Annotated in this window: 7 protein-coding genes; 6 read left to right on the top strand and 1 reads right to left on the bottom strand. The window is 64.7% G+C overall.

From position 1 onward, the window contains the following. Window positions 1-136: 136 nt before the first annotated feature. The 3 genes from PW947_RS09465 (at window position 137) to thpR (ending at window position 7,063) form a co-directional block, all read left to right on the top strand. Window positions 137-4,840, top strand: coding sequence for a glutamate synthase-related protein (locus tag PW947_RS09465; RefSeq protein ID WP_299631112.1), 4,704 nt, complete (start codon window positions 137-139; stop codon window positions 4,838-4,840). Between the two features lie 111 nt (window positions 4,841-4,951). Further along, a complete protein-coding gene (locus PW947_RS09460) occupies window positions 4,952-6,421 on the top strand; it encodes a glutamate synthase subunit beta (RefSeq protein WP_299631110.1) in 1,470 nt (489 codons plus the stop codon). A gap of 96 nt (window positions 6,422-6,517) precedes the next feature. After that, window positions 6,518-7,063 carry an RNA 2',3'-cyclic phosphodiesterase gene (gene thpR, locus PW947_RS09455; RefSeq protein WP_299631108.1) on the top strand — a complete coding sequence of 182 codons (546 nt, stop codon included), beginning with the start codon at window positions 6,518-6,520 and terminating at the stop codon, window positions 7,061-7,063. 359 nt (window positions 7,064-7,422) lie between these two features. On the opposite strand, the gene PW947_RS09450 is transcribed toward thpR, so the two are convergent. Next, window positions 7,423-7,569, bottom strand: coding sequence for a hypothetical protein (locus PW947_RS09450; protein ID WP_299631107.1), 147 nt, complete (start codon window positions 7,567-7,569; stop codon window positions 7,423-7,425). 120 nt (window positions 7,570-7,689) lie between these two features. Between PW947_RS09450 and PW947_RS09445 the strand changes: the two genes are divergently transcribed. Genes PW947_RS09445 through PW947_RS09435 form a run of 3 tightly spaced genes read left to right on the top strand, consistent with a single transcriptional unit; the run spans window position 7,690 to window position 15,007 of the window. Further along, window positions 7,690-10,062: a cellulose biosynthesis cyclic di-GMP-binding regulatory protein BcsB gene (locus tag PW947_RS09445; protein WP_299631106.1), complete on the top strand. Its 2,373-nt coding sequence runs from the start codon at window positions 7,690-7,692 to the stop codon at window positions 10,060-10,062. An 8-nt stretch (window positions 10,063-10,070) separates the two neighbouring features. Then, on the top strand, window positions 10,071-12,395 hold the full coding sequence (locus tag PW947_RS09440; RefSeq protein WP_366146105.1) for a glycosyl transferase family protein: 2,325 nt from the start codon (window positions 10,071-10,073) through the stop codon (window positions 12,393-12,395). Next, complete coding sequence (locus PW947_RS09435; RefSeq protein ID WP_299631103.1) at window positions 12,392-15,007, top strand: bacteriophage N4 adsorption protein A; 2,616 nt, start codon at window positions 12,392-12,394, stop codon at window positions 15,005-15,007. The genes PW947_RS09440 and PW947_RS09435 overlap by 4 nt, the downstream gene beginning before the upstream one ends. Window positions 15,008-15,016 lie beyond the last annotated feature (9 nt).

Raw genomic sequence — 15,016 nt, 5'->3', positions numbered from 1 at the left:
GCGTATATTCCGAATTCCGGCGGTTTTTGAAATTGCGCTTTGTGTAGCGCCCGCCCGCACCGGTTGCAGTCGTGTACTGCGAGCGACAAGAAAATGGTTAAACGGCCGCCTCGGCCTCCTCACAGAGGGTGTCCCCATGAACGACCACCAGCAACCGACTCGCTCGGTTCCCGCCGCGCAAGGTCTCTACGACCCGCAAAACGAGCATGACGCCTGCGGCGTCGGCTTCGTCGCCCACATCAAGGGCAAGAAGAGCCACGAAATCGTTCAGCAAGGTCTGAAGATCCTCGAAAACCTCGATCACCGGGGCGCTGTCGGCGCCGATCCGCTGATGGGCGATGGCGCGGGCATCCTGATCCAGGTTCCGGATGGCTTCTATCGTGAGGAAATGGCGAAGCAGGGCGTGACGTTGCCGCCCAACGGCGAATACGGCGTCGGGATGATCTTCCTGCCGAAGGAACACGCATCGCGTCTCGCGTGCGAACAGGAACTGGAGCGCACGGTCAAGGCCGAAGGCCAGGTCGTGCTGGGCTGGCGCGACGTGCCGGTCGACCACACCATGCCGATCTCGCCGACGGTCAAGGCCACCGAGCCGCTGATCCGCCAGATCTTCATCGGTCGTGGCAAGGACATCATGGTGACGGACGCGCTGGAGCGGAAGCTGTACATCATCCGCAAGACCGCGAGCCACCGCATCCAGGCGCTGAAGCTGAAGCACGGCAGCGAATACTTCGTGCCGTCGATGTCCGCGCGCACGGTCGTCTACAAGGGTCTGCTGCTGGCCGGTCAGGTCGGCGTGTACTACCGCGATCTGCAGGACGAGCGCGTCGTGTCGGCGCTGGCGCTGGTGCACCAACGCTTCTCGACCAACACCTTCCCGGCATGGGAACTCGCTCACCCGTACCGCCTGATCGCGCACAACGGCGAAATCAACACGGTCAAGGGCAACGTCAACTGGCTGAACGCCCGTACCGGCGCAATCGCGTCGCACGTGCTCGGCGACGACCTGCCGAAGCTGTGGCCGCTGATCTACCCGGGCCAATCCGACACAGCATCGTTCGACAACTGTCTCGAATTGCTGGTGATGGCCGGCTATCCGCTCGTCCACGCAGTGATGATGATGATCCCGGAAGCGTGGGAACAGCACACGCTGATGGACGAAAACCGTCGCGCGTTCTACGAATATCACGCTGCGATGATGGAGCCGTGGGACGGCCCCGCCGCGATCGCCTTCACCGACGGTCGCCAGATCGGCGCGACGCTCGACCGTAACGGTCTGCGTCCGGCGCGCTACATCGTCACGGACGACGACCTCGTCATCATGGCGTCGGAAGCGGGCACGCTGCCCATTCCCGAATCGAAGATCGTCAAGAAGTGGCGTCTGCAGCCTGGCAAGATGTTCCTGATCGACATGGAACACGGCCGCATCATCGACGACAAGGAACTGAAGGACAACCTCGCGAACGCGAAGCCGTACAAGAGCTGGATCGACGCGGTGCGGATCAAGCTCGACGAAATCGAGCCGAAGGCGGAAGACGTCGTCACGGAACGCCGTGAGCCGGCGGCGCTGCTCGACCGTCAGCAGGCGTTCGGCTACACGCAGGAAGATCTGAAGTTCCTGATGGCGCCGATGGCGCAAGCCGGTGAAGAAGCCGTCGGTTCGATGGGCAACGACTCGCCGCTGGCCGTCATGTCCAACAAGAACAAGACGCTGTATCACTACTTCAAGCAGCTGTTCGCGCAAGTGACGAACCCGCCGATCGACCCGATCCGCGAAAACATGGTGATGTCGCTGGTGTCATTCGTCGGTCCGAAGCCGAACCTGCTGGACACGAACAACATCAACCCGCCGATGCGCCTCGAAGTGTCGCAGCCCGTGCTCGACTTCAAGGACATCGCGAAGATCCGCGCGATCGATCAGTTCACTGGCGGCAAGTTCAGTTCGTATGAACTGAACATCTGCTATCCGGTCGCCTGGGGCAAGGAAGGCATCGAAGCGCGCCTCGCGTCGCTGTGCGCGGAAGCGGTGGATGCCGTCAAGTCCGGCTACAACATGCTGATCGTGTCCGACCGTCGCACCGACCGCGACAACGTCGCGATTCCGGCGCTGCTGGCCACGGCCGCAATCCACACGCACCTCGTGCACCACGGTCTGCGCACCAGCGCGGGTCTGGTCGTGGAAACCGGCTCGGCGCGTGAAACGCACCACTTCGCGTTGCTCGCGGGCTACGGCGCGGAAGCCGTTCACCCGTACCTCGCGATGGAAACGCTCGCGCAGATGGCGTCGGGCCTGAAGGGCGACCTGTCGGCCGACAAGGCGATCTACAACTTCACGAAGGCAGTCGGCAAGGGCCTGCAGAAGGTCATGTCGAAGATGGGCATTTCGACGTACATGTCGTACACCGGCGCGCAGATTTTCGAAGCGGTCGGCCTGTCGAGCGATCTGGTCGGCAAGTACTTCCACGGCACGTCGTCGAAGGTCGGCGGTATCGGCCTGTTCGACGTCGCGGAAGAAGCCATCCGTCTGCATCGCGACGCGTTTGGCGACAACCCGATCCTCGCGAACATGCTCGACGCCGGCGGCGAATACGCGTACCGCGTGCGTGGCGAAGAACACATGTGGACGCCGGATGCGATCGCCAAGCTGCAACACTCGGCGCGCAGCAACTCGTATCAGACGTACAAGGAATACGCGCATCTGATCAACGACCAGACCAGGCGTCACATGACGTTCCGCGGTCTGTTCGAGTTCAAGCTCGATCCGTCGAAGGCGATTCCGCTCGACGAAGTCGAATCGGCAAAGGAAATCGTCAAGCGTTTCGCGACGGGCGCCATGTCGCTCGGCTCGATCTCGACGGAAGCGCACGCCACGCTGGCAGTCGCGATGAACCGGATCGGCGGCAAGTCGAACACCGGCGAAGGCGGCGAAGATTCGAACCGCTATCGCAACGAACTGCGCGGCATTCCGATCAAGAACGGCGACACGATGAAGTCCGTGATCGGCGACGAAGTGATCGTCGACATTCCGCTGAAGGATGGCGATTCGCTGCGCTCGAAGATCAAGCAGGTGGCGTCGGGCCGCTTCGGCGTGACGGCGGAGTACCTGTCGTCGGCCGACCAGATCCAGATCAAGATGGCGCAGGGCGCGAAGCCGGGCGAAGGCGGCCAGCTGCCGGGTCACAAGGTTTCCGAGTACATCGGCAAGCTGCGTTACTCGGTGCCGGGCGTGGGCCTGATCTCGCCGCCGCCGCACCACGACATCTACTCGATCGAAGATCTGGCGCAATTGATCCACGATCTGAAGAACGCGAACTCGGCCGCCAGCATCTCGGTGAAGCTGGTGTCGGAATCGGGCGTCGGCACGGTTGCCGCGGGTGTTGCGAAGGCGAAGGCCGATCACGTCGTGATCGCCGGCACCGACGGCGGCACGGGCGCATCGCCGCTGTCGTCGCTGAAGCACGCCGGCACGCCGTGGGAACTCGGCCTGGCCGAAACCCAGCAAACGCTGGTGCTGAACCGTCTGCGCGGCCGTATCCGCGTGCAGGCCGACGGCCAGATGAAGACCGGCCGCGACGTCGTGATCGGCGCGCTGCTGGGCGCGGATGAATTCGGCTTTGCGACGGCGCCGCTGGTCGTCGAAGGCTGCATCATGATGCGCAAGTGCCACCTGAACACGTGCCCGGTCGGCGTCGCGACGCAAGATCCGGTGCTGCGTGCGAAGTTCTCGGGTCAGCCGGAACACGTCGTGAACTTCTTCTTCTTCGTTGCCGAAGAAGCGCGCGAACTGATGGCGCAACTGGGTATCCGCAAGTTCGACGACCTGATCGGTCACGCCGAACTGCTCGACATGAAAAAGGGCATCGAGCACTGGAAGGCGAAGGGTCTGGACTTCTCGCGCGTGTTCTATCAGCCGCCCGTCACGCCGGACGTCGCGACGAAGCACGTCGACGTGCAGGATCACGGCCTCGACAAGGCGCTGGATCACGTGCTGATCGAGAAGTCGAAGAACGCAATCGAAAAGGGCGAACACGTTTCGTTCATCCAGCCGGTGCGCAACGTGAACCGTACGGTCGGCGCGATGCTGTCGGGCCTTATCGCGAAGAAGTACGGCCACGACGGTCTGCCGGACGACACGCTGCACATCCAGTTGAAGGGCACCGCAGGTCAGAGCTTCGCCGCGTTCCTCGCGAAGGGCGTGACGCTGGATCTGGTCGGCGACGGCAACGATTACGTCGGCAAGGGTTTGTCGGGCGGCCGCATCATCATCCGTCCCACCAACGACTTCCGCGGCAAGTCCGAAGAAAACATCATCTGCGGCAACACGGTGATGTACGGCGCGATCGAAGGTGAAGCCTTCTTCCGCGGCGTCGCGGGCGAGCGTTTCTGCGTGCGTAACTCGGGTGCGACGGCGGTTGTCGAAGGCACGGGCGACCACGGCTGCGAATACATGACGGGCGGCACGGTCGTCGTGCTGGGCGAAACCGGCCGTAACTTCGCCGCCGGTATGTCGGGCGGTCTGGCTTACGTGTACGACCCGGACAACTCGTTTGCCGGCAAGTGCAACAAGTCGATGGTCGCGCTCGACCCTGTGCTGCAACAGGCCGAACAGGAACGCACCGTGGATAAGGCCCTCTGGCACGCCGGTCAGACCGACGAAGTGTTGCTGAAGGGCTTGATCGAACGTCACTTCCAGTTCACCGGTTCGCCGCGCGCGAAAGCGCTGCTGGAAAACTGGGACGCCGCACGTCGTCAGTTCGTGAAGGTCTTCCCAACCGAATACAAGCGCGCGCTGGGCGAAATGGGCGCGAAGAAAGCGAACCAGACGGCGATGGCAGCCTGATTCCGGTCCGATCCCGGCTTCGACCGGGACGACATAAGAGACTGCATACCCGCCGCACCGCGTGCGGCGGGGAGCGATTCCCCACCTGTTCAAGATAGAGAAGAGAACCACATGGGCAAGGCAACCGGTTTTCTCGAGTACGAGCGCCGCCACGAGGCGTATGAAGCTCCGCTCACGCGTGTAAAGCACTACAAGGAATTCGTCGCGGCACTGACCGACGAAGACGCGAAGGTTCAAGGCGCACGTTGTATGGATTGCGGCATTCCGTTCTGCAACAACGGCTGCCCGGTCAACAACATCATCCCGGACTTCAACGACCTGGTATTTCATCAGGACTGGAAGAACGCGATCGAAGTGCTGCACTCGACCAACAACTTCCCGGAGTTCACGGGCCGCATCTGCCCGGCGCCGTGCGAAGCGGCATGCACGCTCGGTATCAATAACGACCCGGTCGGCATCAAGTCGATCGAGCACGCGATCATCGACAAAGCGTGGACCGAAGGCTGGGTTGCACCGCTGCCGCCGACCCACAAGACCGGCAAGAAGGTCGCCGTGGTCGGTTCCGGCCCCGCAGGCCTCGCAGTCGCGCAGCAACTGGCGCGCGCCGGCCACGACGTGACGGTGTTCGAGAAGAACGACCGGATCGGTGGCTTGCTGCGTTACGGCATTCCCGACTTCAAGCTCGAAAAGTGGCTGATCGATCGCCGGATGCGTCAGATGGAAGCCGAAGGCGTGACCTTCCGCGCCAACGTGTTCGTCGGCAAGGCGGGCACGCTGCCGGCCTACATCGGCAACACGGCGAAGGACACCATCACGCCGGACGAACTGAAGGAACAGTTCGACGCGGTCGTGATCGCGGGCGGTTCGGAAACGCCGCGCGATTTGCCGGTGCCGGGCCGCGAGCTGGAAGGCATCTATTACGCGATGGAATTCCTGCCGCAGCAAAACAAGGTCAACGCCGGCGACAAGGTTCCCGACCAGCTGCTGGCGAAGGGCAAGCATGTGGTCGTGATCGGTGGCGGCGACACGGGTTCCGACTGCGTCGGTACGTCGAACCGTCATGGCGCGAAGAGCGTCGTGCAGTTCGAACTGCTGCCGCAACCGCCGGAAGAAGAGAACAAGCCGCTGGTGTGGCCGTACTGGCCGATCAAGCTGCGCACGTCGTCGTCGCATGACGAAGGGTGCGAGCGCGATTGGGCGGTCGCGACCAAGCGTCTGGAAGGCAAGAACGGCAAGATCGAGAAGCTGATCGCCGCCCGGGTCGAATGGAAGGACGGCAAGATGCAGGAAGTGCCGGGCTCCGAGTTCGAAATGAAGGCCGATCTGGTGCTGCTGGCGATGGGCTTCACGCAACCGGTGTCGCCGGTGCTGGAAGCGTTCGGCGTCGACAAGGATGCGCGCGGCAACGTGCGTGCTTCGACCGAAGGCGACAAGGCGTATTACACGTCGGTGGACAAGGTGTTCACGGCGGGCGATATGCGCCGTGGTCAGTCGCTGGTGGTGTGGGCGATCCGCGAAGGCCGTCAGTGCGCACGCTCGGTCGATGCGTTCCTGATGGGTCATTCGGAGTTGCCGCGCTAAGCTCGGTTGTCCGCGTTACCGCGAACGCCGCATAGCCGTATCGAAGCCGGGCACCCGCAAGGGTCGCCCGGCTTTTTTCATGTGCGAGGCATAGTCATGAACGCCGAGCGCTGGCAGCGTTGCTTTATCGCGCTCTCACCGGATTCGCCGACACGCGAGCGGCTCGCCGCGTTGCCGGTGCCGCAGGCTGCACGACGCGTTCCGTCTGCGCAATTGCATCTGACGGTGGCGTTTATCGGCGAACTGTCCGCCGCCGGTGCCGACGCGCTTGCCGGTGCGCTGTCGGCGGTGCCGGTTCCGCACGTCCCACCAACGCATATCGAGCGCGTCGAACACTGGCCGAACCCGGCGCGGCCGCGCCTGACCGTCGCGCTGTTGCCGATGTCGGACGCGTTCGTCGCGCTCGACGGGCGTGTGCGTTCGGCGCTGCTCGCGCTCGGCTTGCCCGTGGACGCGCGAGCATTTCGCCCGCATCTCACGTTCGCGCGCTATCGTCGCGCGTCTGCTTCCGTGGCAGTCGAGACCGCCATCACGCCCGATCCGCCCACGCCCGTGCGTTTTAATTCGCTCGTTCTGTACGCCAGCACGCTGACCCGGCAAGGTGCCCGTTACCAGCCGCTGTTCACCGTGCCGTTCACGTAATACAAAACTCGCATCCCGCGCAATGAAAAAAATCCGGACTGATTAAAACGCTGCGACAACTTTGCAGCAAATGCTGGGTAAAACGTTTGCGGAGTAACTTTTATATGACATTTAAATAGTGCGATGAAAGCGGTAAAAACGACCATAAAATATCGGCTTATATTCGCGCCGATTTGAAAATTCAAACGTCGGATTGAAACCGGTTTTTGTTTAAATCAGACGAAAAGCGGCTTCCAGCTTGGCTTTTCGCTGAAAATCTTTTTTACATCTTCGTCGTTCGCGCCTGTTTAGGCGCTGCCTAGAATCGGAGTCCATTAAAGTCCAGAAACGCCACCGACAATGAATAAAAATGGGTTGATTCAGCATTTCGAGGTTGGGGGCAGCGTCACCGGAAAACCTGTCCCGGCATTGCCAAAACGATTAAAGCGTTCTCTCGCCGTCGGGATTTTTTCAGGCACGGCAATCGCGTCTGCATCGGTGTCGATCCATGACGCCACTTCCGCCATCGAAGTGCATTCCGGCTGAATTCGCCGCCTGCCGTTTCGCGCGTCCCGACGCGGCGCAGCAAGACGATTCGATCGCCACGCGCGCCAGCGTGTTCATCCTGCATTCACCGAGATTCCGCTTTGATCATCGACACCTCCCGGCTGCGCAATCCGCAGGTTCGCGCGGCAGTCCGCGTCGGCGCGCCACTGGCCGCTGCTTTCGTGCTGCTCCATGCAGGCGTCGCCGGGGCGGCGAGCGCCGACCTCGCGAGCGGATTCGCCCAACTCGGCCAGGGCGAACTGGAAACCCGCACCGCGACGCTGAAGCAACTCGGCCTGCTGCAAAGCGTCACGCTGACCGCGCCTGACACACGCCGCGAATTCTTCCTGCCGGTTCCCGCCGACATCCCCATCAGCGATGCCACGTTGCAATTCGACGGCGCCTATGTGCGCGGCGACGGCGGCCGCACGACCATGCTGCTGTCGCTGGACGGCTCGCCGGTGGCGTCGCGCTCGTTCACGCAGGACGAAGGCAATGTGTCGATGAATCTCGGCGTCGATGGCGCGCCGCGCGCCGCAGGGTTCGTGCGCGTCGGACTCGGCTATGCGTCGGTGATCAGCGATAACGTTTGCACCGACCAGACCGCAATCGGCAATGTGTTGCGGGTCGATCCGAGCACGCGTCTGTCGTATCGCTTCAATCCCGCCGACGTGAAGGATTTGCGCAGCGCGTGGAGCGCGTTGCCCTACGCGCCGGTGCTGACGATTGCCGGCACGCGTCTGGGCGCGGCGTCGCTCGACACCGCATGGCGCACGGATGCGCTGCTGCAACGCGACGGCAAACGCCCGGTCACGCAGGCGATCCCGGCGGTCGGTGCATCGGTGGATCTGGGCGGGCTCAACGTGCCTGCGTCGCTGCAAGGCGTGCCCGCGTTCGACGCGCTCGCCAGGGCCGCGAGCGCGGGCGGCAAGCTGACGATTGCGAATCCCGCCGAACTGGGTGCGCTGATCGCGCTCGCGCCGCGCCAGGCATTCGGGCCGGACGTGGTGGTGGCCGATGCGCCGTTGCGCGATACGCTGAACGGCGCGCTCGACGCGTTGCGCGCGCAGATCGCCAGCGCCGGCGCCGCCGACGCCACCAGCGCACTGGCCGCGTTCGACGCATGGCGCGCGCGTGCCGTCGCGCCGGTCACGACGCCGCTCGCGCGTGGCGAAGTGCGGGTTGCGCATCTCGGCGCGCGTGCGGTGATCGTGGTCGGCGACAACGACGGCGTCGCCGTGCTCGGACAAGGCTGGCGTCCGATCGACGTGTCGAACCGCGTGGTCGTCCATCAGATCGATCCGGGCGCGCGCACGCAGGGCGATGCGATCCTGCTGTCCGACCTCGGCGGCGATCCGCGCAGCGTCGATGTGCACGACACGTCGTCGTGGTCCGCGAGCTTCGATCTCGCCGCCGCGTCGGGCAAAGGTCAGCTGCCGGCTGAAGTCGTGCTCGACCTCGCGTCGTCGCCGACGCTGTCGGGTGGCGGCGCGACGGCGACCGTGTACTTCAACGACGTGATGATCGGCGCGAAGCTGCTGGACACGGGCGGCACGCGTCAACGACTGGCAATGGAGATTCCGCGCTACGCGCTGGCACGCACCAACGATCTTCGCGTGACCTTCCGCCGTCAGCCGGACGCCGGTTGTCAGGCGCGGCAGGCGTATCCGGTCGCGGTCCTGCCGAGCAGTTTTCTGCGTCTGTCGGACGGCACGCCGGACAACGACTTCGTCGGCATGGCGGCGCGCTATGCGAGCGCCGCGACGGTGATCGTGCCGCAAGCCTATCTCGACGACGCGGTGAACAGCATTCCGCGCCTCGCGACGCTGACCGGCGCAACCGGTGTCGCGCCGCTGCCGGCGAAATTCCAGGTGATGCCCAACGGTGAGACCGCGCATCCGGACACGCCGTTTCTGGCCGTCGATGTACCGGTTGCCGACGAAAAGAATCACGCGGGATTCTCGAAAGACCGGCTGACGCTGACCTCGGCGGCGGGCGACCGGCTGATCGACGTGTCCGGCTTGAGTCATCTGGCGGTGCTGAGCGTCGCGCAATCCGGCGACCAGAGCGGCATCGTGTTTCGCTCGACCGGGACGCCGCCGGTGCTGACCGACAAGCTGCAACTGTCGCGCGGCGATATCGTGGTGGTGGACAGCAGCGGTGTGCTGAAGCGTTTCGATACCGTGCATCCGGACGATCTGTCGGCGGGCGGCGGAAGCAGCACCGAATGGGTCACGCGACACTGGGCGCGCTGGGGCATTCCGGCTTTGTCGTTGCTGCTGCTGATTCTGCTGATCCTGCTGGCGCGCGCCGCGCGGCGCAAGGAACGCCGTCAGCGTGACGATGGCAGCGGGCCGGGCGGAGCGGGCGGCGGGTCCAACGGTTCGGTTGCACCGACCGGCGTGACCGGCAGCGGCACGAACGGCAGCGGCACGAACGGCGCCAGTGGCAAGAACGGGACGAACGCGCCGTGAGCGTCGTCATGGTCAAGTGGTACGGCGCCATCCTGCTCGCGGAGTATTACCAGTTGCTCGAACACATGGCCACGCTGGTGGCCACGATCATCCTGATTTCGAGTCTGGACGATCTGTTCATCGACCTCTGGTACTGGGTGCGCGAAGCGTATCGCCGTTTCGGACCGCCACGCCAGTACAAGCCGCTGACGATGGAGCAGCTGTACGCGCGCACCGAGCAACCGATCGCGATCATGGTGCCCGCGTGGCACGAGGACGACGTGATCGCCGCGATGCTGGAAGACATGGTGCGCGTGCTCGACTACCGGATGTACACGGTGTTCGTCGGCACGTATCAGAACGATCCGGCGACCATCGCCGAAGTGGAGCGGATGCGGCATCGCTACAAGCATCTGCATCGGGTCGAGGTGCCGCACGATGGACCGACGTGCAAGGCCGACTGCCTGAACTGGGTCGTGCAGGCCATCCTGCATTACGAGTTCGAAGCGGGGGTCGAATTCGCCGGGATCGTGATGCACGACAGCGAAGACGTGCTGCATCCGGCCGAGCTGAAGTTCTTCAACTATCTGTTGCCGCGCAAGGACATGATCCAGTTGCCGGTGGCGTCGCTGGAACGCGACTGGTACGAACTCGTCGCCGGCACGTACATGGACGAATTCGCCGAATGGCATGCGAAGGATCTGGTCGTGCGCGAAAGCCTGGTCGGGTCGGTGCCGTCGGCGGGTGTCGGCACCTGCTTCTCGCGACGCGCGATGCGCGCGCTCGTCCAGGAGACGCAAAGCCAGCCGTTCAACACCGAAAGTCTCACCGAAGACTACGACATCGCCACGCGTATCGCGCGGCTCGGTATGCAGTCGATCTTCCCGCGCTTTCCGGTGCAGTTCACCACGCGCCGGCGCGGGTGGTTCGGACTCGGACCCGAACGCGAAATCGTCGTGACGATGCCGCTGTGCGTGCGCGAGTTTTTCCCCGACACGTTGCGCACCGCGTATCGCCAGCGCGCACGCTGGACGCTCGGAATCGGTTTGCAAGGCTGGGCGCAAACCGGCTGGAGCGGCTCGATCGCCAACCGGTATCTGCTGCTGCGCGACCGCAAGGGCGTCGTCACGGCATTTATCGGCATGCTCGCGTATCTGCTGGTGTTGCAGTTTCTGATGTTCGCGCTGGCGTCGTTCGTCGGGTGGGCGCCGGAGCTGTTTCCATCGCCGTTTATCGATTCGCCGTGGACCCAGGCGCTGCTGGTCGCGAACTTCGTGTCGCTGACGCTGCGGGTGGTTCAGCGGGTGATTTTCACCACGCGTCTGTATGGCTGGGAGCATGGCGTGCTGGCCGTGCCGCGGATGGTGATCGGCAACTTCGTCAATTTTCTCGCGGTGTTTCGTGCATGGCGGCTATTCCTCGTGCATCTGGCGACGGGCCGTCCGCTGGTCTGGGACAAGACGATGCACGACTTTCCGAGCGAAAGCGGTTTGCGCGATACGCGTCAGAGTCTGGGGGAATTGCTGGTGTCGTGGCAGGCGATCGACGAAGAAAAACTCGAACTCGCGTTGCAGTCCGATCACGCGCGCGAAGCGCCGTTGGGGCGCGTGCTGATGGCGCGCGGCTGGCTCGACGAAGAGACGCTTGCCGAAGCGATTGCGTTTCAGGCAGACTTGCCGCGCGGCGCTTTCGACGAACTGCTGCTCGAAAACGATACGTCGGGCGTGCCAGTCGACATGCTGGTGCGGATGCGTGCGTTGCCGCAGGGCGTCGATGAAAGCGGGCATATGGTGTTCGTGGCAGCCAGCCAGATCGACGATCCCACGCTCGAACAACTCGGTGAACTGACCGGCGCGCCGGTTGCGGTGCAGATCGTGCGCGAAAGCGAAGTGACGGCGGGTTTGCGGATTCTCGGTTATGCCGACGAAGCCGATCGGGCGGCGGTCGAAAGCGTCGAGCCGGGCGAACCGGCGGAACGCCACGACGCGCGTGAGCGCAGCGGCAACGGCCGTGGCGACTGGCGGCATGCGGGCGAAGGCCGGGGCAGCGCGCGATTGTCCGGCCAGAACGCCGACAATCCCGACAGCCACGCCGCGCGTCAAGCCGACGGCACCGAGCCGCAGCAAGACGCGCCGCATCCCCGGCGTGGCGTGCCGCTGATCGGCGATCTGCTGATCGAAATGGGCCTCGTCACGCGCGAAGCGTTCGAAGCCGCGTTGCAGGATTACCGTCCGGATCGCGACGGACGAATTGGAGATTTCATGGTCGCGAGCAATGTCATCACCGCCGACGCGTTGAGTCGCGTCACGGCGGAGCAGCGTCGGTTGCGACGCGAACTGTCGGAGCATCGATGACGCGTGCGGTGATGGGTTCAGTGGGTTCATCTCCGCCGACGCGTCCGTTCGCGCGTGTCGCAAAAGCCGGTGCCGCGTGCGCGTTCACGTTGATGGTGTGCATCGCGCCGTCCGCCGCGCACGCCGACGAGACCTTGCCCTTGCCGTTGTCCGGTGCGGCCTATCGGGTCGCGCAGCAGGCCTATGCCGCGTACAACGCGCATCGTTACAGCGAGAGCATCGGCCTCGCGCGCGAAGCGATCCGTCAGCGTCCCGATGTTGCCAGCTTGCGTGTGTTGCTGGCGAATGCGCAGGCCGCGAGCGGTCAACGCACCGACGCGCGCCGCACGTTGTCGGATGCGATTGCGCAACTGGGCGCGCAGCGCGCGCTGGTCGAGCGGCGTCGGCAGATCGACGTGCTGATCGCGAGCGGCGCAAGCGGCGCGGGCGGCGAAGCCAGCGATCTGTCGCCCCGCGCGACGAAGTCGGCGCGCCGCGCGTATGCCGCGTATGCCGACAAAGACTACGACGCGGCCATCGAAGCAGCGCGCGAAGCGATTGCCGATGCGCCCGATGTCGAACGTCTGCGTTATCTGCTGATCGACGCGCTGGTCGCGAGCGGACAGGACGAACCGGCGTATGCAGCTGCGCGCGACAGCGCGGAGCGCTTCGGCGACAGCGAAGCATTGCGCACGCGGCGAACCTATATCGGCGCGCGACTCGGCCAGCAGGCGTCGATCGATGCGGCGGCGGCGCTTGAGCGCGGCGATCCGGGCGACGCGGCGCGGCTTGCGCAACAGGCCGTGACGTACGCGCCGGACCGCAGCGGTTTCCGGATGCAGTGGATCGATATCCTGTTTGCCGAAGGCGATATCGCAGGTGTCGAGGCGGCGGCGGGCGGCGCGATTGCGCAGAATCGCGACGATCCGCTCGCGTGGGCGTTGCGCGGCTATGCGCGCGCGGCGCAGGGCAAACCGGATGCAGACGCTGATTTCACGCAGGTGCTGGCGATGACGTCGGCGGCGTCGCAGGCGCAGGCCGCACCCGCGGCAACTGCCGACGCAAGCAGCGACGCCGACGCGACCGCGAAGCGCAAGACGCATGACGCACGCGAAGCGCGTCTGATCGTGGCCGATGTCTACCTCGCGCAGCATCGCACGGCCGACGCGCAGAACGCGCTTCAGCCGCTGACCGCGCAGCACGACGACACCGATGCCGCCATCGCGTTGCGTCGTCAGCGACTCGCGCGTCTGAACGGGCAACGCGACACGCAGAATCCGGCCGCCGGTCAGCTTGCAGCTTCGAGTACATCGGCGACCTCGCGCGCTTCCGCTGCTTCCACCACACTCGACCCGCACGCGCGTCCCGTTCTCGATTGCCGAAGCAGCGAGTACGGCGCCGCCTGCGATGTCTATGCCGCCGACCCCGGCTTCGCGCTCGCCCGCCAGTCGCGCGATGCGAGCCAGCGCGGCGACCGTCGCGCGGCCGTCGATTACGCGCGACAGGCATCGGCCGCAGTGCCTGACGATCCGCAATACCGGCTCGCCTTGATCGATGCGCTCGCGGCCAATCACGACGACGCCGAAGCCGCCCGCGAAGCGCACGCCCTGATCGACGCGGGCTTGCTCGACGGGATGAGCGATCTGCAAGCCGCGTTTATCGCGCAGCGCGCGGGAGACACGACGCTCGCGTTCGAACGCTTCCAGCAAGCGGACCGCAACGGCGAGTTGCCGCGCACGTCGCTGGCCGACGCGGGTTACGCAGGCATCCAGACGCATCACAACCGGGAAGGCGCCCGATACCTCGAACGAGCGATCGACGCCGGCACCGATCCGGTCGGCGACGAACCGGCGGTGTCGCCGGAAGCGCTTCATGACGAACGCGCCGCGCATTCGGAAGCGACCCGCAACTGGGGTGTCAGCGCATCGGTGAGTTACCGGAACGGCGGCGGCCAGCAGGCTGGCTTCGTGTCGAACCCGACGCCCGGCATCGCGAACAACTGGCAAGCCGGCACCGAAGCGTACTGGCGTCCGTTCGGCAGTCTCGGCGAGCGGATGTTCGAGGTCTACGCGCGCGGCTACGACAGCTTCGGCGTGAAGGGCGACAACCCGTCGGGCATCGAAACGCTGGAGGCGGCCATCGGCGCGCGGGTGAAACCGTTCCGGTCGGTGAATGCAGTTTTCGCGTTCGAACGCATCCTGCCGATCGGCTCGGCCGTGCAGGGCGACTGGCTCGCGCGCGCGGCGTGGTCGGGCGGTTTCGGCACCGAGCGCCGCCTCGATGTGCCAAGCTGGTGGACGGGCGTCGCCTATGGCGAAGCGGGGCACTATATCCAGCAATCGACGAATTACGCGACCGCCAATGTGCGGCTCGGACGCACGTACCGGCTCGATTCGGTGGACCCGAACCTGACCGTGTTTCCGCATCTGGTGGTGGGCGCCGACTACGATTCGACCATCAGTCACAGCGTGCCGGTCGGGATCGGCGTGGGCGTCGCAACGCGCTACTGGTTTCGTGGCGGCCCGTACGATACCGAGCGCTCGTATGTCGATCTGTCGGTGCAATACCGGCTGAAGGTCGCGGGCGACGATCGCGCGCGCGGCGTGTTCTTCGGCGCGGTGTTCTCATACTGACGGCACGCT

Source organism: Paraburkholderia sp. (assembly GCF_028283785.1).
GTDB lineage: Bacteria > Pseudomonadota > Gammaproteobacteria > Burkholderiales > Burkholderiaceae > Paraburkholderia.
The sequence above is the reverse complement of the archived record's forward strand: the minus strand, read 5'-3'. Positions and strand labels throughout refer to the sequence as shown.

Bases quoted from the DNA above. Each gene is read 5' to 3' on its own strand.
- PW947_RS09465 (WP_299631112.1), top strand. From the start codon at position 137: ATGAACGACCACCAGCAACCGACTCGCTCGGTTCCCGCCGCGCAAGGT.
- PW947_RS09460 (WP_299631110.1), top strand. From the start codon at position 4,952: ATGGGCAAGGCAACCGGTTTTCTCGAGTACGAGCGCCGCCACGAGGCG.
- thpR (WP_299631108.1), top strand. From the start codon at position 6,518: ATGAACGCCGAGCGCTGGCAGCGTTGCTTTATCGCGCTCTCACCGGAT.
- PW947_RS09450 (WP_299631107.1), bottom strand. From the start codon at position 7,569: ATGGCGGAAGTGGCGTCATGGATCGACACCGATGCAGACGCGATTGCC.
- PW947_RS09440 (WP_366146105.1), top strand. From the start codon at position 10,071: ATGGTCAAGTGGTACGGCGCCATCCTGCTCGCGGAGTATTACCAGTTG.
- PW947_RS09435 (WP_299631103.1), top strand. From the start codon at position 12,392: ATGACGCGTGCGGTGATGGGTTCAGTGGGTTCATCTCCGCCGACGCGT.